We start from the raw sequence: 24,135 nt of genomic DNA, 5'->3' as shown, positions 1-24,135 counted from the left end.
GGACGCATCACGGACGCTCTGGCCTGTTGATCTACACATCGGCATTCCGAAGATCGTTTCCGATCCAAAGTGCCGATGCTGTAAAACTTACTCGGTTACTGCACCGAGCGTGTTGGAACTATCGTCCTTCGGACGCTCGCCTTCCGGCTGGCTGCCGGTGGCCATGTAGTAGATGGTTTCTGCGATATTGGTCGCATGGTCGCCAACGCGCTCGATGTTCTTTGCGCAGAACAGCAGATGCGTGCAGGTGGTGATGTTACGCGGATCTTCCATCATGTAGGTCAACAGCTCGCGGAACAGCGAGGTGTACATGGCGTCGATCTCTTCGTCGCGCTCGCGGATGGCCTGCGCCTTTTCTACGGAACGTGTGGAATAGACGTCCAGCACTTCCTTCAGCTGCACCAGTGCCAGTTCCGACAGATGCTCGAGACCACGGGCCAGCTTGCGCGGAACGCCCGTGCCAGCAACGGCAATGACGCGCTTGGCGGTGTTCTTGCCAAGGTCGCCTACGCGCTCCAGATCGGCGGCAATGCGCAGCGAACCGATGATTTCGCGAAGGTCGGCCGCCATAGGCTGACGCTTGGCGATGGTGACGATGGCCTTGTCGCCGATCTCGCGCTCGGCGTGATCGAGGATCGTATCATCAGAGATGACCTTCTGGGCCAGCGCTGCATCGGAATTGACCAGCGCCCGCACCGCATCAGCGCACATCTGTTCAGCCAGACCACCCATTTCGGCGATGCGGCGGGTGAGGAACTTCAGTTCATCATCATAGGCGGACATAATATGGGAATGTGTCGACATGTTCGAAGTCTCCAGTTTCGATGCACTGGCCCGCAAGCCCAGTTGGGCTCAAGCGGTGCCATGCGAAGGGTTTGAACCAGCGTCAGATCAGCCGAAGCGACCCATGATATAGTCCTGCGTGCGCTGGTCATCCGGGTTGGTGAACATCTTATCGGTGTCGTTTTCTTCCACCAGATGGCCCAGATGGAACATGGCGGTTCGCTGCGACACGCGGGCTGCCTGCTGCATGGAGTGGGTAACGATGACGATGGTGTAATTGGCGCGCAGCTCGTGGATCAGTTCTTCGACTTTGGCGGTTGCAATCGGGTCCAGCGCCGAGCAGGGCTCATCCATGAGGATGACTTCTGGAGAAACCGCAATGGCGCGGGCGATGCACAGACGCTGCTGCTGACCGCCGGACAGGCCGGTGCCGGATTCGTGCAGACGATCCTTGGCTTCGTTCCACAGACCGGCCTTCTGAAGGCTGGACTCGACGATCTGATCCATATCCGCCTTGTTGCGGGCCAGACCATGGATGCGGGGACCGTAGGCGATGTTTTCGTAGATCGTCTTCGGGAAAGGGTTCGGCTTCTGGAACACCATGCCGACGCGGGCGCGCAGTTCCACCACGTCGATCGTCTGATCGTATATATCGTCTTCATCGAGCGTGATCTTGCCGGTAACGCGGCAACTGTCGATGGTGTCGTTCATGCGGTTCAGCGTGCGCAGGAAAGTGGACTTGCCACAGCCAGACGGTCCGATGAGCGCCGTCACGGTGTTTTCACGCACATTGAGGTTCACATCGTAAAGGGCACGCTTCTCGCTATAATAAACGGAAACGTCCTTGCCGATCATCTTGTATGTTACTTCATTCATTTTCTTGTCCAGCGCCTTTTCAACTGCTGCTTCCGACAACATATTCATAGCCTCAAGCTCCCGGTGTTTGTTACATCGCATGCTGGCTGGAAAACCGGTGACCCGATTTTCCCTAAGTAAGGTTTACCAACGACGCTCGAAGCGGCGACGCAACAGGATTGCTCCCACATTCATGACGATGAGGAACATAAGCAGGATGATGATAGCGCCTGATGTTCTCTCGACAAAGGCACGTTCTGCTTCGTTCGCCCACATGTAAATCTGCACCGGCAGGGCCGTGGACGGATCCATTGGCGTTGTCGGATAATTCGCGACGAAGGCGACCATGCCGATGAGCAGCAGCGGTGCGGTTTCGCCAAGGGCATGTGCCAGGCCGATGATGGTGCCGGTGAGAATTCCGGGCATGGCCAGTGGCAGCACATGGTGGAAGATGGTCTGCATTTTCGAAGCGCCAAGGCCAAGGGCAGCGGCGCGGATGGATGGCGGCACCGCCTTCAGCGCCGCACGAGTAGCGATGATGATGGTGGGCAGCGTCATCAGCGTCAGGACGAAGCCACCGACCAACGAGGCCGAGCGTGGGAAGCCCATGAAGTTGATGAAGACCGACAGGCCGAGCAGACCGTAAACGATGGACGGAACGGCGGCGAGGTTGTTGATATTGACTTCGATCAGGTCCGTCAGGCGGTTCTTCGGTGCGAATTCTTCCAGATAGATGGAAGCGGCGACGCCGATGGGCAGCGACAGAACCAGCACGATCAGCATCATGTAGAAGGAGCCGATCAACGCCACGCCGACACCTGCGGCTTCCGGACGGCTGGATGCGCCGTTAAAGAAGATGCCGGTGTTGAACTCCTTGGCCAGTTGGCCCGCTTCGGTCAGTTTCTTGACCCAGACGAGTTGCTGGTCGGAGATGCGACGGTTCTGCTCATTGACGGACACATCGACCTGACCCTTGACCACGCTATCAAGATCGCCTGAAGCCAAGAGGGCCACGGTGCGCGTCGTGCCGACGATGCTAGGATCGGCCACCACCAGATCGCGCAACTGTCCACGAATGCTGTCGGAGATCATCGCATTGACGGCACGAAGGCCATCGCGGTCATCCAGGGACACGCCGAGTGCCTTTGCCACCGCATTGCGGGCAATCACGGGGTAGTTCGCGGTCATCAGCTTGGCAGGGTTCTGGGCACGGACGTTGTCGGGATCGATGATCTGCTGCGAGAACTCGACCGGCACGGTGATCATGGTCTGCTGGAACGCCGTATAGCCTTTGCCGACGACGGACCAGAGAAGCAGGAAAAGGAACAGAAGGCCGAAGGAGATGGCGGCAAGGCCGTAAGTCCGGAAGCGGCGCTCGGCGGCGTAACGGCGCTTGATGCCGATATCGCGACGGACCTTCTTCGTTGCGGCTGGGGCGGTAAAGCCCGGAGTAACGACGTCGGTCATTCGTACTGCTCCCGGTATTTGCGCACAATATAGAGCGCGTAGATATTGAGGCAAAGCGTGATGGCAAAGAGGGTGATGCCAAGCGCAAAGGCAACCAGTGTCTGTGGCGAGGTGAATTCAAGGTCGCCCGTCAGCTGGCTGACGATCTTGACCGTCACCGTTGTCATCGGCTCGAACGGATCGAGCTGAAGGCGGGCGGCAACACCGGCGGCCAGAACAACGATCATGGTTTCGCCGATGGCGCGCGAGGCAGTCATCAAAATGGCGCCGACGATGCCTGGAAGGGCCGCTGGCAGAATGACCTTCTTGACCGTTTCCGAGCGCGTTGCACCAAGGCCCAGCGAGCCGTCACGCAGCGTGCGGGGAACGGCGGTGATGATATCGTCCGACAGCGAAGACACGTATGGGATCAACATGATGCCCATGACGAAGCCAGCGGTGATAACGCTCTGCGCCTGGATGAAGTTGGTGTAGTCGCCCGTTGTCAGGCCGTTGATCTGCGAGGAAATATCGCGAAGGAACGGACCGACGGTCGTCAGGGCGAAGAAGCCGTAGACGATGGTCGGGATGCCCGCCAGAACCTCCAGCAGCGGCTTTGCCACGGAGCGGAAGCGTGGGCTGGCATATTCCGCCATGTAGATGGCCGAGAACAGGCCGACCGGCACGGCAACCAGCATGGCCACGAAGCCGATATAGAGCGTACCTGCCAGAAGCGGAATGAGACCGAACTGACCGGCGCTTTCGGTGGAACCGGCAGCGGCAAAGCGCGGGTCCCATACTGTTCCGAAAAAGAACTGGTAGGCCGGCACCATGTTGAAGAACTGAATGGCTTCGGTCAGCATCGACAAAACGATACCGATGGTGGTGAGAATGGCGATGGAGGATGCCAGCAGCAGTGCCGCCAGAATGACCTTTTCGACATTGTTGCGGGCACGGAAGCGAGGCGCAATGCCGCGCATCGCGTAGATCGCGCAACCAATTGCCGAACCCAGGACGATGATGATCATGCCAAGGCGGCTGGCCGTCGTCATGGTGTTGAGCGTTTCAGCCGCTTCGACCATGTAGGGCTGCGGATCACCGGCAATGGCGACACCCTTGGAGCCGAGCAGCGGACGAAGAGTTGTCGGATCAGCCTTGGCCTGCGCAAGCTCTTCCGACGTCAGCCGTTGAAGACCGCGCGCAATCGAGCCGACCATGCCGTAGCTGAGGCTCTGCTGGGCCTCGGACTGCGCCTTGATGTCATCGGGAAACTCACCCCGGACAGTCGCAGTGACAATCATGGGGCTGATGATGAGCCAGAGTGCCAAAATGAATGCAGCAGGCAGAACAGCCCATATGAGAACATAGGAGCCATGATAGCCTGCACGTGAATGCATGGAGGACGGACGACCGCCCGCCAAAGCGACAGCACGGCGTGAACCCAGCACATAGCTGGCTATGCCGATCAGCGCCAATATCAGCAAAATAATGGGTGTGTTCATGGAGACTTTCCTCGGCGCACCAGAAAGAGATGCGGTATCAGGCAGCTTTGTTGCACATCGGATCATCGAAAACCGCGTCGAACCTTTTGCAGTTCGATGGTTTTGCGACAGGTGCCGTCTTCCCTAATTTTGGCTCAGGCATTCCGGGTTGATACATCCTATTTATCGGCCGCTTGGTCATACGATAAATAGGAACTGTCAACCCACACAGCGCCTTGCTAACAGAAAGATGGACGGAAGGCGCGACGATGTCGCCGCGCCTTCCAGAATGATTACATGATCTTGCCAGTTTCGAACTGAGCGCGGATTTCCTTACGCTCGGCTTCAGGGGCAGCAACCAGGCCGTAGTTGGCCAGCGGGGAGTCAGGGCCGATCATCTCGTCAGAGGTGAAGAACTCGACATATTCCTTGAGGCCCGGGATAACGCCGACATGTGCCTTCTTGACGTAGAAGAACAGCGGGCGGGAAACAGGGTACTTGCCGCTTGCAACGGATTCAGTTGTTGGAACAACGCCGCTGACGGTTGCAACCTTCAGCTTGTCCTTGTTGTTTTCGTAGAATGCGAGGCCGAATACGCCGAGGCCGGTCTTGTTGGCATCGATACGAGCAAGCGTTTCAGTGTAGTCGCCGTCGATGTCGACAGCAGCGCCGTCCTTACGAACTGCGATGCACTTTGCAGCAGCCTGCTTGGCGTCTGCAACGAGGCCCTTGATAGCGTCGGTTGCCTTAGCTTCCTTGCAGCCGTCAGCCATAATCTTCTCTTCGAAGACTTCGCGCGTGCCGTGCTTGGAACCAGGGATGTAGGCAGCAATTGCTACATCAGGCAGTTCCTTGTTGATTTCGGACCACTTCTTGTAAGGGTTGGCAACGAGCTTGCCGTCCTTGACGATTTCAGCGGCCAGACCGAGATACAGGTCCTTAGGCTCGAGCTTGACGTCCTTGTTGGACTTGTCCATCGCGAAAACGATGCCGTCGTAGCCGATCTTGACTTCCTGAACGTCGGTAACGCCAGCAGACTTGCAAGCTGCAAGTTCGTCAGCCTTGATTGGACGCGAAGCGTTTGCAATGTCGATGGTGCCTTCACCAACGCCGGAGCAGAATGCCTTCAGACCACCGCCCGTGCCGCCGGACTCAACAACTGGAGCCTTGAAGTCAGGAAAGGTTTCAGCAAAAGTTTCAGCAACGATCTTTGCGTATGGCAGAACCGTCGAGGAACCTGCAACCTGGATCTGGTCGCGAGCAGCGGCGGCGCCTGCGAAGGCAACGGAAGCCACCAGGGCTGCTGCGGACAATTTAACGATATTCATTTTACTCTCCCGTATGGGGCCCATGGTGGGCTTTTGTGAACGCTGCCGGCAGTCGCTTTTACCCGCTTGCCCAAAACTGGGCTGCCCCGGCGGCCTCTTCTTAACCAGTCTTGCCCCACCCTTTTATGTCACTTCAATGAAGTATTTGTGACAACTCAAATATCTGATTTTAAATACTTATTTATTTCGTCGGCACGCATAGCGAGACTTGTATGTCAAAAACGCACGGTAAAGTCCGTTCCGACATCCAGCTCCGAGCGGATAATCAGGCGGGCGCGGTGTCTCGTCAGAATATGTTTGACGATGGCAAGCCCCAGACCGGTGCCTTTCTTGGAGCGACTGTCCGCTACGCTGACCCGATAAAAGCGCTCCGTGAGGCGCGGAACATGCTCTGCGGGAATGCCCGGCCCCTTGTCCACGACGCCGACTTCGACGGGTTTCCCCGCTTCCGTGCGCAGGAAAACATCCACCACCTTGCCATCCTGGCCGTATTTGCAGGCGTTTTCGACGAGGTTCTGGAACACCTGCACCAGCTCGTCACGGTCGCCCGTCACCTCAACCTTTCCCTCGGGAACGTGAAGGTTGATGGCAATGTCGAGTTCTTCGGCCAGCGGCAGCAGCGAGTCCCTGACATGGCCAAGAAGCGGTACGAGATCCACCTTCTGGTCCGGCGCGATATTGGCGCGCAGCTCCAGCCGCGACAGCGACATCAGGTCGTCCACGAGGCGGCTCATGCGCGTTGCCTGATCCAGCATGATACCCAGAAAGCGCTCCCGCGCCTTCGGATCATCACGCGCCGGGCCTTGCATGGTTTCAATGAAGCCGCGTAGCGAGGCCAGAGGTGTGCGCAGCTCGTGGCTGGCATTGGCCACGAAATCGCTGCGCATGCGGTCTATGCGGCGCAGTTCGGACACATCGCGGAAGGACAGGATATAAAGTGGTGGCCCCGCGTGTTCCTGCGCTGCCGCCGGTGCGATGCGGACGATGAAGACGCGTTCGGATGGCAGGCGCTCGGAATGTTCGACCTGATTAGGCTGGCCGGTGGCGATGGTTTCCCTGATCACATCCAGCAGGCCGGGCGAGCGCAGGCGGCCGGAAATATGCGAACCGACCGGCAGCGCGCCAAAAGCCCGTTCTGCCGCACTGTTTTCAAACAGAACGCTGGCATTGCGATCCAGAATAAAAACCGGCGTGTCGAGAACGGCAAGCCCGGAGCGCACGCCGGAAATCAAGCTTTCGCTGACGGCCTGCTCCTCATCGATCTCAGGCACGGCCACGCGCTTGGGCGGCTTGACCGTGGCACCGGAACTGATGGCGAGAATGGCCAGCACGGCGCCCAGCCACAGAGCCAGCGGCACATAGGGCGTTCGCAGTTCCGTCAGCGTGACGATGGCCAGCAGAGTGACGACCAGAATGGGCAGCCAGCTACGGCGAAGCCCGTGCCAGTACCGCCCAAACGTGCTGCCGCTTTCCGTGACTGCCATTGCCATCTGCTTTCCTTTTGCGAGTCCGCCTGAAAATATCGGACGGGTCTGCCCGCCGCATATCCAGACGGGCTCTGACGCCGAAAATCAGCGTATCGTCCCTTTTATCGCTCTTTCATGACAGAGATTCATCACTATGTCTTTTCCCACAGCTTGATCTTTTACGGTTGCCAAAAAGCCGCACAGGCGGGTCTTCTTGATATTCCGTGGTGGATATGCGCTGATTGCACCAACGCCGAACTCAAACGGCAGTACCCAGGGAGCCATGATGAGCGAAAACGCCAAGGACCGTTCGGTCGAACTCAAGATTGACGGAAAAACCCGCATCTTCAACATCGACGATCCGGTTTTGCCGGACTGGGTGGAAGACCACAAGCTTTCCGCCGGTGGCTTTCCCTATGACAAGAAGATGAACCGCGAGGAATATGACGAGACGCTGGAAGCGCTGCAGATCGAACTGGTGAAGGTGCAATACTGGCTTCAGGCTTCCGGCAAGCGCGTCCTGTCCGTTTTCGAGGGCCGCGATGCCGCCGGAAAAGGCGGCGCCATCTCGGTCATCAAGGAATATCTCAACCCCCGCTCCGCCCGTGTCGTCGCCCTGTCCAAGCCGACCGAAACCGAGCGCGGGCAATGGTATTTCCAGCGTTACATCTCTCATTTTCCAACGGCTGGCGAATTCGTCATGTTCGACCGCTCCTGGTATAACCGTGCAGGCGTGGAGCCGGTCATGGGCTTCTGTACGCCCGAGGAACACAAGCGTTTCCTGAAGGAAACGCCGCGGCTGGAGAAAATGGTGGTGCATGAAGGCACGCATCTGTTCAAATTCTGGCTGGATACGGGTCGCGAAACCCAGATCGACCGGTTCCATGATCGGCGGCACAGCGCGCTGAAAGCGTGGAAGCTTTCCGACATGGACATTGCCGCGCTGACCAAGTGGGACGATTACACCGCCATGCGCGACCAAATGCTGGAGAAGACCCACATCGACGACGCCCCCTGGACCGTGGTGCGCGCCAACGACAAACGTCGCGCACGCATCAACCTCATCAAGCACATTTTGAAATCGCTGGATTATGACGGCAAGGACAAAAAGGTGATCGGCGAGATCGATGACAAGATTCTAGGATTCGGGCCGGATTTCGTGAAATAGGCCAACCTGATCCCTCATTCTTGTGCTTATCAAAGCAATGAGGGAAAGGCTTTAGCGGAGCATCACTCCCCCGGCAAAATCCGCGCCGAGTAGAGATTGACCGGGCGTCCATTGCCATCGATATCACTGTTGATGATGATGCGCCCCGGTGCGTTGGGGGCGAGCGTCCGGTCGAAATTGACGTTGATCAGCATATCCGCCCGCTCGGGTGTCGCCGTGAAGCGGTGACGGGCGCAATCGCCGAGGCTGCCGAAATCACAGCTGATGGAAAGCTGCGTCTGCCGGTCGCTGGAGGATTGCAGTGTGACGGAAATGGTTGAGGATTTGCCCGCCATTTCCCGCAACACATCTGCGGGAACAGTGATGCTGACGTTACCATCCGCTTCCGCCACACGCGATGTGAGGCGCACGGCTTTCCCGGCAGCTGTGGAGATGGGCTCGACCGCGGCAAGCGATCCGGGCTGGATGCCGTTATTGCCGCGCTCGGCATTGAAAACTTCCTGCCAGTCTTCAGAAAAGCCGCGACCGGCCTCGACGCTCGGCTGGGGTGCCGCCTCGGTGCCGGTGAAATCTTCCGATTGCACTTCCGGCGGCGGGTTGGGAACGCTGGTATCACGGTCGGCGGGGCTCAGCAGAATACCGGAAGTGTAGACCCACCAGGCGCCGAAGCCGATAAAGGCCAGCAGAGTGAAATAGATGAACAGGCGAGCGACGAGGCCCTTCTTGCGCCGCGCTTTGGCGGCACGCTCCGGCGTAAAGGCAAGCGACGCCGCATCGGCAGGAACAGACCGGGCATCCGGCGCGACCACGCCGCGCTCGGCACGAAAGTCACCCATGTCAGCGGCAGCTGGCTTTGCATCCGGCAGGTCACCACGGACCTCTGCCTCGACGGGCAAAACATCATCCTCATCGTCCATTGGATGGGCGGGAGAAGTGACAGAAGGCCGGACCTGAGGTGGCGGCGGCGGTGCGGGAGTTCTTGCCGCTTCACGCCGAACGTGATCTTCCACCACGCTCAACAGGCGGTTTCGCTCTTCGCTCTCGATGGCGTGGATCAGCACTTCCAGCCGCTGGCGCTGCTGCGCCACAACGGTAGGGTCGTCTATACCCTGCTTGCGCAGACCCGCTTCCAGCGCCTGCCGGGAAGACTGGTAGATGCGTGCCCGAACCTCGGCGCTCGATCTGTCCGATTTATCAAGGGCATTTCTGATTGCCGTTTCCAGTCCGCTCACTACCGGTCCTTTTCTTTGCCATCCGACAGGCTCAGCGCATTGGCCCGAAAATTACGTCTATTTTCGGAAAGCGCGATGCGCAGATACGTCATTCAGAGCATCATTTATGCACCCGAAGGCACGCAACGGCATTCCGGCGACGTTGCGCGATGCTCGTTTACGATTCGGTAACCTCTCGCATGCCCAACCGCAAGAGAGACAACCGTTAAATATTGGAATGGCTTGGGGAAAACATCGCCTTGGCAGGATCGGCTCATCGAATGGTCTCCTCGCGCGGCCTACCCTTATGAGCGCACTCGCTCCACCTAGATTTCAACGCTTTACACAATGAAGCGCGGCGGCAGACCGCTGCCCCACAACAGCACTCGATGCTTTTTCGCTTTTCATCCGTTTCCGGCTTCGCTACATCTTACGTGCGCGTAAACGTCATTCATGGGAGGAAACATGCTGCCGTCCGTACTCAGGGACAATCTTCGACTGCCGGTGGTTGCCTCACCGCTCTTCATCATTTCCCATCCAGAATTGACGCTGGCGCAATGCAAGGCCGGTTTCGTCGGCGCATTTCCGGCGCTCAATGCGCGCCCGGAAAGCCAACTGGACGAGTGGCTGGCGATGATGACCGAAGACTTGGCCAATTATAATGCCGCCAACCCTGAAAAACCAGCAGCGCCCTTTGCGGTGAACCAGATCGTCCACACCTCCAACAAGCGGCTGGAGCATGATCTTGGCCTGTGCGTAAAATACAAGGTACCGATCGTCATTTCCTCCCTGGGTGCGGTTCCGGAAGTCAACGCCGCAATCCATTCCTATGGCGGCATCGTGCTGCATGATATCATCAACAACCGCCACGCCAATTCCGCCATTCGTAAAGGCGCAGACGGGCTGATTGCGGTGGCGACCGGTGCGGGTGGGCATGCAGGCACGCTTTCTCCCTTCGCGCTGGTGCAGGAAATCCGCGAATGGTTCGACGGACCGCTGTTGCTGGCAGGCGCCATCGCCAATGGCGGCGCGATCCTCGCGGCACAGGCCATGGGCGCAGACATGGCCTATATTGGCTCCCCCTTCATTGCTACCACCGAGGCAAGAGCGTCTGACGCCTACAAGCAGGCCATCGTGGAAGCGCAGGCTGGCGACATCGTCTATTCCAATTACTTCACCGGCATTCACGGCAACTACATGAAAGCCTCGATCATTGCAGCCGGCATGGACCCCGACCACCTGCCCGTTGCTGATCCTTCGAAAATGGATTTCGGCGCAGCAACGAGCGGCGCAAAAGCCTGGAAGGACATCTGGGGGGCTGGCCAAGGCGTGGGTGCGGTCAAGGCCGTAGAGCCCGTCTCCGCATTGGTGGATCGCCTCGCCTCAGAATATGCAGCAGCCAAGGCCCGCATTCTGGCTTGATACAGCGTGTGGGGATGAGATGACGGATTTTTTATCGAACCGGCATTCAAGACTTGAAATCCATCCCCAATGCCTGTATCAGCCCGCAATACGCCGCGCCGACACATATTCGGCGCCCGGCAAGCCGCTTTAGCTCAGGTGGTAGAGCACATCATTCGTAATGATGGGGTCGCAGGTTCGAGTCCTGCAAGCGGCACCATTTTATCCACCGCACTTCAATTCATCATCGCTTTTTGCACTAATACGCTTGCCAGCGTGCCTGCGGATAGAACGATCTTCAACTCAAGTTCCCGATTTGGGAATCGTCTATTGTTCCCCTTTTGGGAATGCTCTATAGTCGCCACTATGCAGATCATCGCCAAGTCTACATTAAAGTTGTTTTGGGAGCGTCATGCGCAAGCCGAAACGCCTTTGAAGACTTGGTATGCGATTGTCAGCAAAGCAGAGTGGAACGGTCCTTCAGACGTAAAAACTGCGTTTGGTGCGACGGTAGATTTCGTTTCGGATAACCGCGTCATTTTCGATATTTCGGGCAATAAATATCGCCTGATTGTCCATGTCGCATATGCTTACAAACGCGTTTTGATCAAGTTTATCGGTACTCATAAGGATTATGACCAGATCGACCCGGAGACAGTGTAATGGACAATATTCGTGCCATCAAAAACGATGCTGATCTTGCATGGGCCATTGCGGAGATCAGCCCTTATTTCGACAATCCACCTGATCTTGGAACGCATGATGCCGACAGGTTCGATGTGCTTGCCACCCTCATTGAAGCCTTTGAGGACAAGCATCACCACATCAATGCGCCTGAGCCGGTGGAGTTGATCAAAACACATATGGAGATAACAGGGCGGACGCAGGGTGATCTTGCCGCACTTTTCGGTTCACGCTCGCGGGCCTCAGAAGTCCTGAACAGGAAACGCGCTCTTACCGTGGATATGATCTACAAGCTGCATAAAGAATGGGGCATTCCAGCCGATTGCCTTGTGGAGCCCTACCACCTCTCCGAACGGAAATACGCATGACAAAAAGCTGCAAGCACTACTGCTGCGGCTGAACCGTCGTCCTCGGTATTAGCGTGCCATCCTGGCTTTGTGGCGAAAGCTGCCTGTCGCCGTTCAGGAACGCGATGCTGACAACGATGCCCACGAGCACGCATAGCAGCGCGACGAAAATCAGGCCTGATCTGTCTATTGGCTTCTTCATGCCTCGCTAACATAAGCTTGAATGTGAAGATCATGGGGCGAAAAACACATTTCTTTAACGGCGGACATATTTGGTTATGAAAGCGTGAAGGCACGCCTTTGCGTGCCTTCGTTTGTTAAGGTTTTACGCGCTCGCAGATGGCTTCAGATGATGCCGCCGCTGCCGCTTTTGGATTCCGGGCGTTCGGCTGCGACCTTCGCGCGGTAGCCGCTGGCGCGGTAGGTGGCGATGGGGTCGATTGACGCGTTTGATCGCCTGCGCGCTTCAGCCAGAATGGGTTCGACGTCGGTGCGGTAGGCACGCTTCAGCGTGTCGGATGCCATCAGAGCATCATTGTCCTGCTGGAAGCCATCGAGTGCCGCGCGGTCTACCAAAAGCGCCTGCGCATAGGCGCGGCGGATTTCGTTGGCGCTGGAAATGAGGCTTTCTATGGGATCGGTGACATTGTGCGACTGGTCGATCATATGGGCCGGGTGGAAACCTTTGACGCCGCGGTGGTCGGCATCCACCAATTCGTTGAAGACGAGGAACAGGCGGTAAGGATCGATGGAACCCGCATCCAGATCGTCATCGCCATATTTGCTGTCGTTGAAATGGAAGCCGCCGAGTTTGCCGAACTGGATGAGGCGAGCGACGATCATTTCTATATTGGTGTTGGGCGCATGGTGGCCGAGATCGACGAGGCAGAAGGCCTTTTCACCCAGCGTGTTGGCGATGAGGTAGTTCGTGCCCCAATCCTGCACCACCGTCGAATAGAAGGCGGGCTCATACATCTTGTGTTCGGAAAAGATGCGCCAGTCATCCGGCAGCGCCTTATAAATTTCCGCCATGCCTGAGAGATAGCGCTCAAAGCTCTTGGTGAAATTGCTCTGGCCGGGGAAGTTGGAGCCATCTCCCACCCACACCGTCAGCGCTTTTGAGCCGAGAGCGTTACCGATCTCGATACATTCGATGTTGTGATCGACCGCCTGTTGGCGCGTTGCCGCATTGGCATGGCTCAGCGAGCCGTATTTGTAAGAGTGCTGCTGCCCCTCCGCGTCCGAAAACGTATTGGAGTTCATGGCATCGAAGCCGAGGCCGAGTGCATCGGCGTGGGCTTTCAGCGTCTTCGGGTCCTGCTTGTCCCAGGGAATATGCAGCGAGACATCGGGCGTAGCCGCCGTCAACTGGTTTATGACGGCGCAATCGTCCAGCTTGTCGAAAATGCCGCGCGGCTCTCCCTTGCCGGGAAAGCGAGCAAAGCGCGTACCGCCGGTGCCGACGCCCCAGGAGGGAACGGCAACGAAGAATTCAGACACCTTCGCGGTGATCGCCTCGATATCGATATTGCGGCGCGCCAGATGCGCGCCCAACGCTTCATAATCCGCCCGATGGGCGCTCGCGCGCTTTTCATTTTCGCGATCAACGATATCTGCCGTTATTTTCAATTCGGTCATGCTGTCCTCCCGTTCCTCGCCTCCCGCGATTGAACCAAATCCTCGCTCCCCACGTTATGTGCTTGGAAACAATCAGACGGGATATTCAATCGTGGACGTTATTCGCATTCTACTTGCCATTTTCCTGCCGCCAGTCGGCGTTTTTCTTCAGGTCGGCCTTGGCCTGCAGTTCTGGCTCAACATCCTCTTGACGCTTTGCGGATATATCCCCGGCATCATTCATGCCATCTGGGTTATTCTGCGCCGATAAGAGGTATTTCACCCGCGACTAGCGGGTGAAACTCTGAGCATTGCCAGCATCGACATTGATGATGTTGCCGGTGGATTTTGCCGAGGCATCCGAAGCGAGAAAGTAAATCGCTTCGGCAATGTCCTCGGGAAAAACATTCAGTTTCAGCATCGAGCGCTTGCGATAATGCTCTTCCAGATCAGTGACTTCGATCTTGGACGATGCTGCGCGTTGTTCGCGCCACTCTCCATTCCAGATTTTCGAACCACGCAGAACCGCATCCGGGTTGACTGTATTGACTCGGATACCAGCATCAGCCCCTTCCAGTGCAAGGCAGCGGGCCAGATGGATTTCCGCAGCCTTAGCCGTGCAATAGGCCGATGCATTGGGCGACGAAGCCAAGCCGTTCTTGGAGGCGACGAAGACGATGTTGCCGCCGAGATTCTGGCGACGGAACAGGCGGAAGGCTTCCCGCGAAACAAGGAAATAACCCGTGGCAAGAATATCGATATTCTTGTTCCACATGGCAAGCGTCGTCTCTTCGACCGGAGCCGAGGATGCGATGCCCGCATTAGATACGAGAATATCGACGCCGCCGAATTCAACGCTGGCCTGGGTGAAGGCGGCGAGCACGGCGTCTTCCTTCGTCACATCCAGCTTCACAATGCGCACCGCATCCGTGCTAAAACGCTTTTCGAAATCGCCCTTGGTGGCTTCCAAAGCGCCTTCATCGATATCCGCCAGCACGACGCAGGCACCTTCATTTGCAAGGCGCTCCGCCGTCGCGCGGCCAATGCCACCTGCGCCGCCTGTGATGAAGGCTACGCGGCCAGCCAAGCTCTTCGGTTTCGGCATGCGCTGAAGCTTCGCCTCTTCCAGCAGCCAGTATTCGATGTCGAAAGCTTCCTGTTCCGGCAGGCCCTGATATTCAGATACGGTGGACGCGCCGCGCATGACATTGATGGCGTTGACGTAGAACTCACCGGCAATGCGGGCCGTCGCCTTGTCCTTGGCGAAGGACAGCAGACCGACGCCGGGAATGAGGAAGATCACCGGGTTCGGGTCGCGCATTCCAGGTGAATTGTAGTGTTTGCAGCTTTCGTAATATCTGACGTAATCCGCGCGGTAATCTTCCAGCGCCTGATCGAGCCCCGCCAGAAGCGCGTCCACATCCGGCTTTGCCGTATCAAGATCGAGGATCAGCGGACGGATTTTGGTGCGCAGGAAATGGTCCGGGCAAGATGTGCCAAGCGCGCCTAGCGGCTTCAAATCCCTGGAGTTGACGAATTCCAAGACAGCATCTTGATCATCGAAATGGCCGAGCTTACGCTCCTCGCGACCAATGCGGCCACGAATTTCCGGCATCAGGCGGGCTGCGATGTCGCGGCGCTGCTCCGGTGACAGGCTCTTGGCCACTGCGCCACCAAAGATTGTCTTGCCCTCGGTTTCCCCAGCAAACCATTCGATCGCCTTGTTGATGATCTCAAGCGTCAGTTCGTAGCACCGCTTGGCATCATTGTCCCAGGTAAACAGGCCATGGCTTTCCAGCACCACGCCCTTGGCACGGGGGTTGGCCTTGACGAAAGCTTCGAGATCGAGACCCAGCTGGAAGCCGGGGCGACGCCATGGCAGCCAGCCGATGTCATCGCCGAAAATCTGTTGCGTGAGTTCTTTTGAATTCTTCGAGGCGGCAATGGCGATGATCGCATCCGGGTGCATGTGGTCGACGTGGTCGAACGGCACGAAGCCGTGCAGAGGTGTATCGATGGAGGCTGCGCGCGGGTTGAGATTGTAGGTGCAGTGAGGCAGAAACCCGACCATGCGGTCTTCGTCTTCGACGCCCTTGTAGATGCCCTTCAGCGCTTCCAGCTTTTCAAGATAGAGCGTTGCAAAGCCATCCAGCTTGATGGTGCCGACATCGCCGCCGGAGCCCTTGACCCACATGACGCGGACTTTTTCGCCCGTCAGCGGATCGGTTTCCAGAACCTTGGCCGAGGTATTGCCGCCGCCGTAATTGGTGATGCGCTTGTCTGCGCCCAACAGGTTGGAGCGATAGAGCAGCTTGGCCGGCTCATCGAGTGTCGCGGCGTAGGCATCATCCCAGCGGTTGTCGAGAAGACGGGTCTGTCCCATCGCAATATCCTCCCATATCGATTATTCGCGGACTCATCGAACCAGCCCGCCTCCCATTGACGGGAGATATCGCGCAATCAAAAGCGCAATGTCAATCATAAACGATCATATATTTTCATTGTGCGATGCAGCATTGTTTATTTTGATCGAACTTGATTGACAATGCGAAAACTTTACGAATAACTGATGTTCAGGAGGACCCCATGCACGAGAGCGAACGACATCGCATTATCCTAAGCGCCATACAGGAAAAGCCTGTGGTGACGGTGCAGGATATTGCCGAGTTGACGGACGCTTCCGAAGCGACGATCCGGCGGGATATCGCGTCTTTGCATGTGCAGGGGAAGCTGCGGCGCGTGCGTGGTGGAGCAGAAGCGGTACATCCGCCGCAGCTCGGAAATCTTGCAGCGAGGCCGTTTCGTGTGTCTGAATCGGTCAATATCGATAAGAAACGCGCAATCGCACGCAAGGCCGTCGATCTCTGCGAAGAGGGCGATGCTATCATCATCAATGGCGGCACCACGACGTTCCAGATGGTGCATTATCTCTCGGCCCGCCGATTGCAGGTCATGACCAATTCTTTTGCGATTGCCGAACATCTGGTCAAGCATTCCAAGTGCAATGTCAGCGTTCCCGGCGGCGCGATTTATCGCGACCAGAGCCTGATTTTGTCGCCGTTCGAGAATGACGCGATCCGCAATTTTTATGCGCGGCGCATCTTCATCGGCGCGCAGGGTGTCGGCGCGCTCGGCATCATGGAGTCGGATGCGCTCGTCATTCAGAGCGAACAGAAATTGATGCGGCAGGCGGAAGAGCTGATTGTGATGATCGACTCCTCCAAGTTCCGCAAACGTTCAAGCCTCATTCTCTGCCCGCTGGAAAATGTCTCCACCATCATCACCGATGAAGGCATTTCCGACGAGGCGGCACGGATGGTGGAGGCGGCGGGCGTGACGTTGATCGTGGCCGGAGCTGTTGCGGGTGCGCAAGTGCCGCGACCACCGGACGAAGAGGATTCCGCTTCGGTTGCTTGAGGAGCACCGCTGCGGAAATGAGGTTTAATCGGGAGGAGAACCAACATGAAACTGACACGCAGAAAACTCAGCCAGACACTGGCGCTCAGCGTCGCCATCGGCGTTGCCGGATTTGGCGGCATGGCGCAGGCCAAAGACATCAAGATCGCGCTGGTGGTGAAATCGCTCGGCAACGGCTTCTTTGAAGCGGCCAACAAGGGTGCGCAGGAAGCCGCCAAGGACCTCGGCGGCGTCGAGATCATCTATACCGGTCCGACGACGACGACAGCCGAAGGCCAGATCGAGGTCATCAACTCGCTGATTGCACAGGGCGTGGATGCCATCGCCATTTCCGCCAACGACCCGGATGCGGTGGTGCCAGCGCTGAAGAAGGCGGCACAGCGCGGCATCAAGGTCATTTCGTGGGATAGCGGCGTTGCACCGGCAGGGCGCATTCTGCAGCTCAACCCATCCTCCAACGCGCTGATCGGCAAGATGTGCCTGCAGCTGGCAGCCGACCATTTGGAAGGCGGCAAGGGCGATTTCGCCATCCTATCTGCCACCACCACCTCCACGAACCAGAACATCTGGATCGACGAGATGAAGAAGCAGCTGAAAGACTTCCCCGGCCTCAACCTCGTGACCACCGTTTATGGTGATGACCTGGCCGACAAGAGCTACCGCGAAGCGCAGGGCCTGCTCACCTCGCAGCCGAATGTGAAGGTCATCGTGGCACCGACCACGGTCGGCGTGTTGGCGGCATCGCAGGCGGTGAAGGATGCGGGCAAGATCGGTCAGGTCTTCGTGACCGGCCTCGGCCTTCCCTCCGAAATGGCCGGTGCCATCAAGTCCGGTGCCACCAAGGAATTCGCCATCTGGAACCCCATCGACCTCGGCTATTCCGCTACCCAGATCGCCTATCACCTTGTGAAGGGTGATGCGGATGGCAAGCCGGGCAGCGAGATCGAAGCCGGTCGCATGGGCAAGATCAAGGTCGGTGAGAACAGCGAAGCCGCCATGGCCGATCCGTTTGTGTACGACGCGAAGAATATCGATCAGTTCTCGAAGATTTTCTGATGTGATCGAACTGAGGGTGGGGCTTACCCCCTCTGCCCTGCCGGGCATCTCCCCCACAAGGAGGGAGATCGGCTGGGCGCTCACCCAATACTTTTTTCGCAAGCGTTCGAGATGGCCGAGAGGCTGCCGCAGGTCGATCTCCCCCCTTGTGGGGGAGATGTCCGGCAGGACAGAGGGGGGTCGCCCCACCCACAAATCAAAGAAATTAGATGATGCGTGTTGAAACAAAAATTGCAGAAGCGCCCGAGGCCTCAAACACCTCGCCCATTCTCGAAATGCGCGGCATCAGCCAGATATTCCCCGGCGTCAAAGCGCTGGATGGCGTCAATATTGCGCTCTACCCCGGCAAGGTCACAGCCCTCATCGGTGAAAACGGTGCAGGCAAATCCACCCTCGTCAAAATTCTGACCGGCATCTACCGCCCCAACGAAGGCGAAATCCTGCTGGATGGCCAGCCCGTCACCTTCCACAGCGCGCAGGATGCCATCGATGCGGGCGTGACTGCCATTCATCAGGAAACCGTGCTGTTCGATGAGCTATCGGTTGGTGAAAACATATTCCTCGGCCATGCGCCGAAGGCCCGTTTCGGGCTGATCGACTGGAAGACCATCAACGAGCGATCACGCGCGCTGCTAGAGCAGCTGGAGAGCAAGATCGATCCGACGATACGTCTGAAAGACCTGTCGATTGCGCAGCGGCATCTGGTGGCGATTGCGCGCGCACTGTCCGTCGAAGCCCGCATCGTCATCATGGACGAACCGACGGCAGCTCTGTCGCGCAAGGAAATCGATGACCTCTTCCGCATCGTGGAAAACCTGAAGCGGCAGGGAAAGGCCATCCTGTTCATCAGCCACAAATTCGATGAGGTCTATGAAATCGCCGAAAGCTACGCGGTTTTCCGTGATGGCAAGATGGTCGGTTCCGGCGATCTGGCGCAGACGCCGCAGGACGAAATCGTGCGTCTGATGGTGGGCCGCGATGTGAAGGACGCCTTCCCGAAGCAGGCGGTCAATATCGGCGCGACAACGCTTTCGGTGCAGCGCTACTGCCACGACACCGAGTTTCGCGACATCTCCTTCGATCTGCGCAAGGGCGAAATTCTCGGCCTTTACGGGTTGATCGGCGCGGGACGCTCGGAGCTTTGCCAATCGCTCTTCGGCATCACCCGCCCGGCCTACGGCTCACTCACTCTGAATGGTGAGCCGCTCAGCATACGTTCACCGGAAGATGCGATCCGGGCTGGCATCGTCTATGTGCCGGAAGAGCGCGGACGGCACGGGCTGGCGCTGGATTTGCCGATTTATCAGAACATGTCGCTGCCGTCCCTTGCTCGCACATCGCGCAAGGGCTTTCTGGCGGCGGCCAATGAATTTGCGCTGGCGCGCAAATATGCCTCACGGCTGGATTTGCGCGCGGCAGCACTTTCCGTTCCGGTCGGCACGCTATCCGGCGGCAACCAGCAGAAGGTGGTCATCGGCAAATGGCTGGCGACGCAGCCCAAGGTCATCATTCTGGATGAGCCGACCAAGGGCATCGATATCGGCTCCAAGGCTGCCGTGCACGGTTTCATCAGCGAGCTTGCCGCCGAGGGACTGTCGATCATCATGATTTCATCCGAACTGCCGGAAATTCTCGGCATGTCCGACCGCGCCATCGTTATGCGCGAAGGCTTGATGGCGGGCATGTTCGAACGAGCCGATTTTTCAGCCGAAAAGCTGGTGCGTGCCGCCACAGGAAACGCGTGATTTGGCAATGCGTGAGAGGAGCCACACCATGAAAAGACTGCTCAAAAATCGCGAATGGCTGCTGGCAGGCATCATCATCCTGTTGATCGCAGGCTTCTCGCTGCGCTCCCCCGGCTTCGAGCGCCCGGCCAATCTCGTCAACATCTTCAATGACACGTCGATCCTGATCATTCTGGCGCTTGGCCAGATGGGCGTAATCCTGACGAAATCCATCGATCTCTCGGTCGCTGCCAATCTCGCCTTTACCGGCATGGCGGTGGCCATGACCAATGCGGCCTTTCCCTCGATACCCCTGCCCATCCTCATTGCCATGGCAGTGGTCATCGGCGCGTTCCTGGGCTCGATCAACGGCATTCTCGTCTGGTGGCTCGGCCTGCCCTCCATCGTCGTGACCTTGGGAACGCTGACGATTTATCGTGGCATGGCCTTTGTTCTCTCAGGTGGAGCATGGGTGAATGCGCACCAGATGTCACCCACCTTTCTCAACGTGCCGCGCACTCCGGTTATGGGAATGCCGGTTCTTTCCTGGGTCGCGATCCTGATCGTTGCTGGTGCATGGCTGGTCTTGACGCGTACCTCCTTCGGACGTTCTGCCTATGCGTCCGGCGGCAATCCGGGCGCCGCTATCTATGCGGGCATTGATGTCGGCCGCACGCGCTTTCTGGCCTTCGTGCTATCAGGTGCGCTTGCGGGGCTTGCGAGTTACCTCTGGGTGTCGCGCTATGCCGTGGCCTATGTCGATATCGCCTCGGGTTTCGAGCTGGACAGCGTTGCGGCCAATGTGATCGGTGGCATTTCGATTGCTGGCGGCATCGGATCGGTGGCTGGGGCTGTGTTGGGTGCGCTATTTCTCGGCGTCATCAAGAATGCACTGCCGGTCATTGGCATTTCGCCCTTCGCACAGATGGCGATATCTGGCGTCGTGATCGTGCTGGCCGTGGTCTTCAACGCCCGCGCCGAAGCCAAGAAGGGTCGCATCATCCTGCGTGACAGAGCCAAGACCGAAATCATCAAGGAGGCATCGGCATGAGCGCGACTGCACCCGAAACCTCTACGCCGCGCGTCATTCCAGACAAGCTCGGCACGCCGTTCAAGCGCATCATGGCAAGCTGGGAAGTGCTGCTTCTAGGCGTGGCGATCCTGATCTTCATCGTCAATTCCTTCGCGTCGCCCTATTTCCTCGATGCCTATAATCTCTCGGACGCCACCTTCAACTTTACCGAAAAGGCGCTGATCGCGTTTGCCATGGCGCTGCTCATCATCGCCGGTGAAATTGATCTGTCGGTCGCCGCCATCATCGCGCTGGCTTCCACCGCCATGGGTTACGCTGTGCAGATGGGTGTCGGCACGCCGGGGCTGGTGGCCATCGGCATCGGCACCGGCCTTGTCTGCGGGGCCTTCAACGGCTTTCTGGTGGCGGGGCTGAAGCTGCCCTCCATCGTCGTCACTATCGGCACCATGAGCCTGTTTCGCGGCATCTCCTATCTGGTGCTGGGCGATCAGGCCTTTGGCAAATATCCTGAAAGCTTTGCCTATTTCGGACAGGGCTATGTGTTCTGGGTCATCTCGTTTGAATTCGTGCTGTTCGTGGTCATGGCCGTCATCTTCGCCATTCTGCTGCACGCCACGAATTTCGGGCGACAGGTCTTCGTCATCGGCACCAACCCCTTTGCTGCACGCTTTTCCGGCATTCCGGTGGAGCGGGTGAAGTTCATCCTTTTCCTGCTGACCGGCCTGATGAGCGGCATCGCCGCCGTCTGCCTGACATCTCGCCTCGGCTCCACCCGCCCCTCCATTGCTCAAGGTTGGGAGCTGGAAGTGGTAACGATGGTCGTGCTGGGTGGCGTGTCCATCCTGGGCGGGTCCGGCACCATTGGCGGTGTGGTGATTGCGGCTTTCGTCATGGGCCTCGTCACCTTTGGGCTTGGCCTTTTGAACGTTCCCGGCATCGTCATGTCGATTTTCGTCGGACTGCTGCTGATCATCACCATCGCCATTCCCATCGTCGTGCGCCGTCTGCGGGCTATGAGGTAGACCATGCCAGAATTCGAAAAACACGCCTTCAAGATGAAGCTCTTTCCCGGCATGGAGGTCGAGTACAGGAAGCGCCATGATGAGATATGGCCGGAGCTGGTGACGCTGCTGCACGAGGCGGGTATGAGCGATTATTCGATCCACCTCGATCCAGAAACAAACATTCTCTTCGGTGTTCTGACCCGCCCGAAGAACCATGGCATGGCCGCACTGCCCGACCATCCGGTGATGAAACGTTGGTGGGCGCATATGGCAGACATCATGGAGAGCCATCAGGATAACTCCCCTGTTGCAACCGACCTCATAACCCTCTTTCACCTGCCATGAGCGAGCCGATCCGCCACATCGCCATCATCGATATCGGCAAGACGCACGCCAAGCTGATCGTGGTCGATGGCGAGAGCGGCGAGGAAATCGCCTCTCGCAAGATCGCCAACAGGGTTATGAACGCCCCGCCCTATCCGCATTACGATATCGAGACGCTGTGGAGTTTCATCATCGAAGGGCTGGCGGCGTTTCGAGTGGAGCCGGGATATCAGGCTATTTCGATCACGACACATGGCGCGAGTGCCGCCCTGCTGAATAGCAAGGGCAATCTGGCGCTGCCGGTTCTGGATTACGAACACAGCTATCCCGACGACATTCAAAAAGCCTACGCCGCTCTGCGCCCGAGCTTTAAAGAGACTTTTTCACCCGCTTTACCCATGGGTCTGAATGTCGGGGCGCAACTGCATTACCAGAAGACCGTCTTTCCCGACGCATTCGCTGATGTCACGGACATCCTGACCTATCCGCAATATTGGGCCTATCGCCTGACCGGCGTGAAGGCCAATGAGGCGACATCGCTGGGCTGCCACACGGATCTCTGGCAACCGGGCAAGTCAACGTTTTCGAGCCTACCGGAGACGCTTGGTATCACCGATCTCTTGGCACCGGTGCGCTCGGCATTCGACCCGCTCGGAACGGTTTTGCCTGAGATGGTGGTGAAGACAGGTATTGAAAACGATATGCCGGTCTATTGCGGACTGCACGATTCCAACGCGTCGCTGCTGCCGCATCTGATGGTACGTGAACGTCCGTTCTCGGTGGTTTCCACGGGGACATGGGTCATCTGCTTCGGTGTCGGCGCATCGCTGGAGAAGCTGGACCCGGCGCGCGATACGCTGGTCAATGTCGATGCCTTCGGAAAGCCCGTTCCCTCGGCCCGTTTCATGGGTGGGCGGGAATTCGAGATGTTGACGGCGGGTATAAAGCCACCGAGCGAGGCTGAGCTCGTAGTGGCGCTGGACGCTGTGCTGGCTGATGAGATTCTCTATCTTCCCAATGCCGTTGATGGTTCCGGCCCCTACCCCGGCCGCAAAGGCCACTGGCTGAACGAGCCACGTAGCGACGCGGAGCGCTATGTTGCGGCAAGTCTCTATGCGGCGATGATGACGGCGGCCTGCCTTGCCCTAGTCGGCAATGCCAAGACGACCATCGTTGAAGGTCCGTTCGGCAACAATGGCATTTACACACAGGCGCTGGCGGCAATTTCAGGATCGGATGTGCTCGTGACCGATAGCAACAGCCCGTCAGGCACGGCGCTGGGTGCAGCGCTGCTGGCCATCCGCCATGCGCCCCGCCAATCCTATCACGCAGTGCAGGCGCTGCATGGTCTCTCGGACTATTACGATAGATGGCGAAAGATCGTGGAAGCGGATTACGCGATGGCCTGAACTAGCCAGAAACCGCCGGTGGCAGCGAGGCCTGTCAGGAAGGTTCCCCAAAGGATGTCGGCCACACAGATGCGCCATGACCAGCCCTTCAAGGTGGAAAGATTGGTCATGTCATAGGTGCCATAGGCGAAGCCGCCTAGAATTCCACCCGCGATGAGAGCCTTGCTCCAGCCGCCGCCATTCATGGCCGGGACAACGGCGAAATAGACGATGCCTGCGATGTAGAAGAGATAAAAGATGCCGGCAGCGACGAAATTGGGTTTCGGCAGCAAGAGCGGGCCGATTTCACGCTTGTAAAAGGCGGAGGCTTTAGACAGCCAGATGAAATCCAGACCGAAAAAGACGATGGCTGTGCCGATGTAGGCGACTAGATAGTCCATC

General features: G+C 57.9%; 23 protein-coding genes and 1 tRNA gene. 13 read left to right on the top strand and 11 right to left on the bottom strand.

The window, feature by feature from the left end; genetic code table 11:
* Positions 1–87: 87 nt before the first annotated feature.
* The 6 genes from phoU to phoR all read right to left on the bottom strand — a co-directional run bounded on the left by phoU (position 88) and on the right by phoR (position 7,314).
* Positions 88–804, bottom strand: coding sequence for a phosphate signaling complex protein PhoU (gene phoU, locus AC27VJ_RS01815; RefSeq protein WP_488682593.1), 717 nt, complete (start codon positions 802–804; stop codon positions 88–90).
* 87 nt (positions 805–891) lie between these two features.
* A complete protein-coding gene (gene pstB / locus AC27VJ_RS01810; RefSeq protein WP_113088789.1) occupies positions 892–1,707 on the bottom strand; it encodes a phosphate ABC transporter ATP-binding protein PstB in 816 nt (271 codons plus the stop codon).
* A gap of 75 nt (positions 1,708–1,782) precedes the next feature.
* Positions 1,783–3,105: a phosphate ABC transporter permease PstA gene (gene pstA, locus AC27VJ_RS01805; RefSeq protein WP_488682592.1), complete on the bottom strand. Its 1,323-nt coding sequence runs from the start codon at positions 3,103–3,105 to the stop codon at positions 1,783–1,785.
* Entirely contained in the window at positions 3,102–4,586 is a 1,485-nt protein-coding gene (pstC, locus tag AC27VJ_RS01800; RefSeq protein ID WP_113088787.1) for a phosphate ABC transporter permease subunit PstC, read from the bottom strand. The genes pstA and pstC overlap by 4 nt, the downstream gene beginning before the upstream one ends.
* 272 nt (positions 4,587–4,858) lie before the next feature.
* Positions 4,859–5,893 (bottom strand): substrate-binding domain-containing protein, encoded by a 1,035-nt coding sequence (locus AC27VJ_RS01795; RefSeq protein WP_488682591.1) that lies wholly within the window; start codon positions 5,891–5,893, stop codon positions 4,859–4,861.
* 215 nt (positions 5,894–6,108) lie between these two features.
* Positions 6,109–7,314: a phosphate regulon sensor histidine kinase PhoR gene (gene phoR, locus AC27VJ_RS01790; protein ID WP_488683159.1), complete on the bottom strand. Its 1,206-nt coding sequence runs from the start codon at positions 7,312–7,314 to the stop codon at positions 6,109–6,111.
* Between the two features lie 331 nt (positions 7,315–7,645).
* On the opposite strand from phoR, the gene ppk2 reads away from it, so the two are divergent.
* Positions 7,646–8,527, top strand: coding sequence for a polyphosphate kinase 2 (gene ppk2 / locus AC27VJ_RS01785; RefSeq protein WP_488682590.1), 882 nt, complete (start codon positions 7,646–7,648; stop codon positions 8,525–8,527).
* A gap of 62 nt (positions 8,528–8,589) precedes the next feature.
* On the opposite strand, the gene AC27VJ_RS01780 is transcribed toward ppk2, so the two are convergent.
* Positions 8,590–9,759 carry a hypothetical protein gene (locus tag AC27VJ_RS01780; RefSeq protein WP_488682589.1) on the bottom strand — a complete coding sequence of 390 codons (1,170 nt, stop codon included), beginning with the start codon at positions 9,757–9,759 and terminating at the stop codon, positions 8,590–8,592.
* Positions 9,760–10,203: 444 nt separating this feature from the next.
* Between AC27VJ_RS01780 and AC27VJ_RS01775 the strand changes: the two genes are divergently transcribed.
* The 4 genes from AC27VJ_RS01775 (at position 10,204) to AC27VJ_RS01760 (ending at position 12,191) form a co-directional block, all read left to right on the top strand.
* A complete protein-coding gene (locus AC27VJ_RS01775; RefSeq protein WP_488682588.1) occupies positions 10,204–11,160 on the top strand; it encodes an NAD(P)H-dependent flavin oxidoreductase in 957 nt (318 codons plus the stop codon).
* Between the two features lie 123 nt (positions 11,161–11,283).
* Positions 11,284–11,359, top strand: a tRNA-Thr gene (locus AC27VJ_RS01770).
* A 146-nt stretch (positions 11,360–11,505) separates the two neighbouring features.
* Positions 11,506–11,802, top strand: a complete 297-nt coding sequence (locus AC27VJ_RS01765) for a type II toxin-antitoxin system HigB family toxin (RefSeq protein WP_113088783.1) — start codon at positions 11,506–11,508, stop codon at positions 11,800–11,802.
* A complete protein-coding gene (locus tag AC27VJ_RS01760; protein WP_488682587.1) occupies positions 11,802–12,191 on the top strand; it encodes a helix-turn-helix domain-containing protein in 390 nt (129 codons plus the stop codon). The genes AC27VJ_RS01765 and AC27VJ_RS01760 overlap by 1 nt, the downstream gene beginning before the upstream one ends.
* A 16-nt stretch (positions 12,192–12,207) precedes the next feature.
* Here the strand turns inward: AC27VJ_RS01760 and AC27VJ_RS01755 are convergent, their stop codons facing one another.
* Both AC27VJ_RS01755 and rhaI read right to left on the bottom strand, forming a co-directional pair.
* Positions 12,208–12,372: a hypothetical protein gene (locus AC27VJ_RS01755; protein WP_488682586.1), complete on the bottom strand. Its 165-nt coding sequence runs from the start codon at positions 12,370–12,372 to the stop codon at positions 12,208–12,210.
* 143 nt (positions 12,373–12,515) lie between these two features.
* Positions 12,516–13,808 carry an L-rhamnose catabolism isomerase gene (rhaI, locus tag AC27VJ_RS01750; RefSeq protein WP_488682585.1) on the bottom strand — a complete coding sequence of 431 codons (1,293 nt, stop codon included), beginning with the start codon at positions 13,806–13,808 and terminating at the stop codon, positions 12,516–12,518.
* A 91-nt stretch (positions 13,809–13,899) separates the two neighbouring features.
* Between rhaI and AC27VJ_RS01745 the strand changes: the two genes are divergently transcribed.
* Positions 13,900–14,058: a YqaE/Pmp3 family membrane protein gene (locus AC27VJ_RS01745; protein WP_082453484.1), complete on the top strand. Its 159-nt coding sequence runs from the start codon at positions 13,900–13,902 to the stop codon at positions 14,056–14,058.
* Between the two features lie 18 nt (positions 14,059–14,076).
* Here the strand turns inward: AC27VJ_RS01745 and AC27VJ_RS01740 are convergent, their stop codons facing one another.
* Positions 14,077–16,170, bottom strand: coding sequence for a bifunctional rhamnulose-1-phosphate aldolase/short-chain dehydrogenase (locus AC27VJ_RS01740; RefSeq protein WP_488682584.1), 2,094 nt, complete (start codon positions 16,168–16,170; stop codon positions 14,077–14,079).
* A gap of 203 nt (positions 16,171–16,373) precedes the next feature.
* Between AC27VJ_RS01740 and AC27VJ_RS01735 the strand changes: the two genes are divergently transcribed.
* The 7 genes from AC27VJ_RS01735 to AC27VJ_RS01705 all read left to right on the top strand — a co-directional run bounded on the left by AC27VJ_RS01735 (position 16,374) and on the right by AC27VJ_RS01705 (position 23,754).
* On the top strand, positions 16,374–17,204 hold the full coding sequence (locus tag AC27VJ_RS01735; RefSeq protein ID WP_103585100.1) for a DeoR/GlpR family DNA-binding transcription regulator: 831 nt from the start codon (positions 16,374–16,376) through the stop codon (positions 17,202–17,204).
* Positions 17,205–17,249: 45 nt separating this feature from the next.
* A complete protein-coding gene (gene rhaS, locus AC27VJ_RS01730; RefSeq protein ID WP_488682583.1) occupies positions 17,250–18,260 on the top strand; it encodes a rhamnose ABC transporter substrate-binding protein in 1,011 nt (336 codons plus the stop codon).
* A 209-nt stretch (positions 18,261–18,469) separates the two neighbouring features.
* The gene (locus AC27VJ_RS01725; protein ID WP_488682582.1) at positions 18,470–20,005 is read left to right on the top strand and encodes a sugar ABC transporter ATP-binding protein; all 1,536 of its coding nucleotides are present in this window, start codon (positions 18,470–18,472) and stop codon (positions 20,003–20,005) included.
* 28 nt (positions 20,006–20,033) lie between these two features.
* On the top strand, positions 20,034–21,035 hold the full coding sequence (locus AC27VJ_RS01720; protein ID WP_488682581.1) for an ABC transporter permease: 1,002 nt from the start codon (positions 20,034–20,036) through the stop codon (positions 21,033–21,035).
* On the top strand, positions 21,032–22,039 hold the full coding sequence (locus AC27VJ_RS01715; RefSeq protein ID WP_488682580.1) for an ABC transporter permease: 1,008 nt from the start codon (positions 21,032–21,034) through the stop codon (positions 22,037–22,039). The genes AC27VJ_RS01720 and AC27VJ_RS01715 overlap by 4 nt, the downstream gene beginning before the upstream one ends.
* 3 nt (positions 22,040–22,042) lie before the next feature.
* A complete protein-coding gene (gene rhaM / locus AC27VJ_RS01710; protein WP_488682579.1) occupies positions 22,043–22,366 on the top strand; it encodes an L-rhamnose mutarotase in 324 nt (107 codons plus the stop codon).
* Positions 22,363–23,754, top strand: a complete 1,392-nt coding sequence (locus AC27VJ_RS01705; protein ID WP_488682578.1) for an FGGY-family carbohydrate kinase — start codon at positions 22,363–22,365, stop codon at positions 23,752–23,754. Before rhaM ends, AC27VJ_RS01705 begins: the two co-directional genes overlap by 4 nt.
* Here AC27VJ_RS01705 and AC27VJ_RS01700 read toward each other — a convergent pair.
* The gene (locus tag AC27VJ_RS01700) at positions 23,739–24,134 is read right to left on the bottom strand and encodes a DUF2177 family protein (RefSeq protein WP_488682577.1); all 396 of its coding nucleotides are present in this window, start codon (positions 24,132–24,134) and stop codon (positions 23,739–23,741) included. The two genes, AC27VJ_RS01705 and AC27VJ_RS01700, sit on opposite strands and share 16 nt — an antisense overlap.
* Position 24,135 lies beyond the last annotated feature (1 nt).

This window comes from Agrobacterium sp. 20P9.1.2 (genome assembly GCF_057799395.1).
This window is presented reverse-complemented; position numbering and strand designations above follow the sequence as displayed.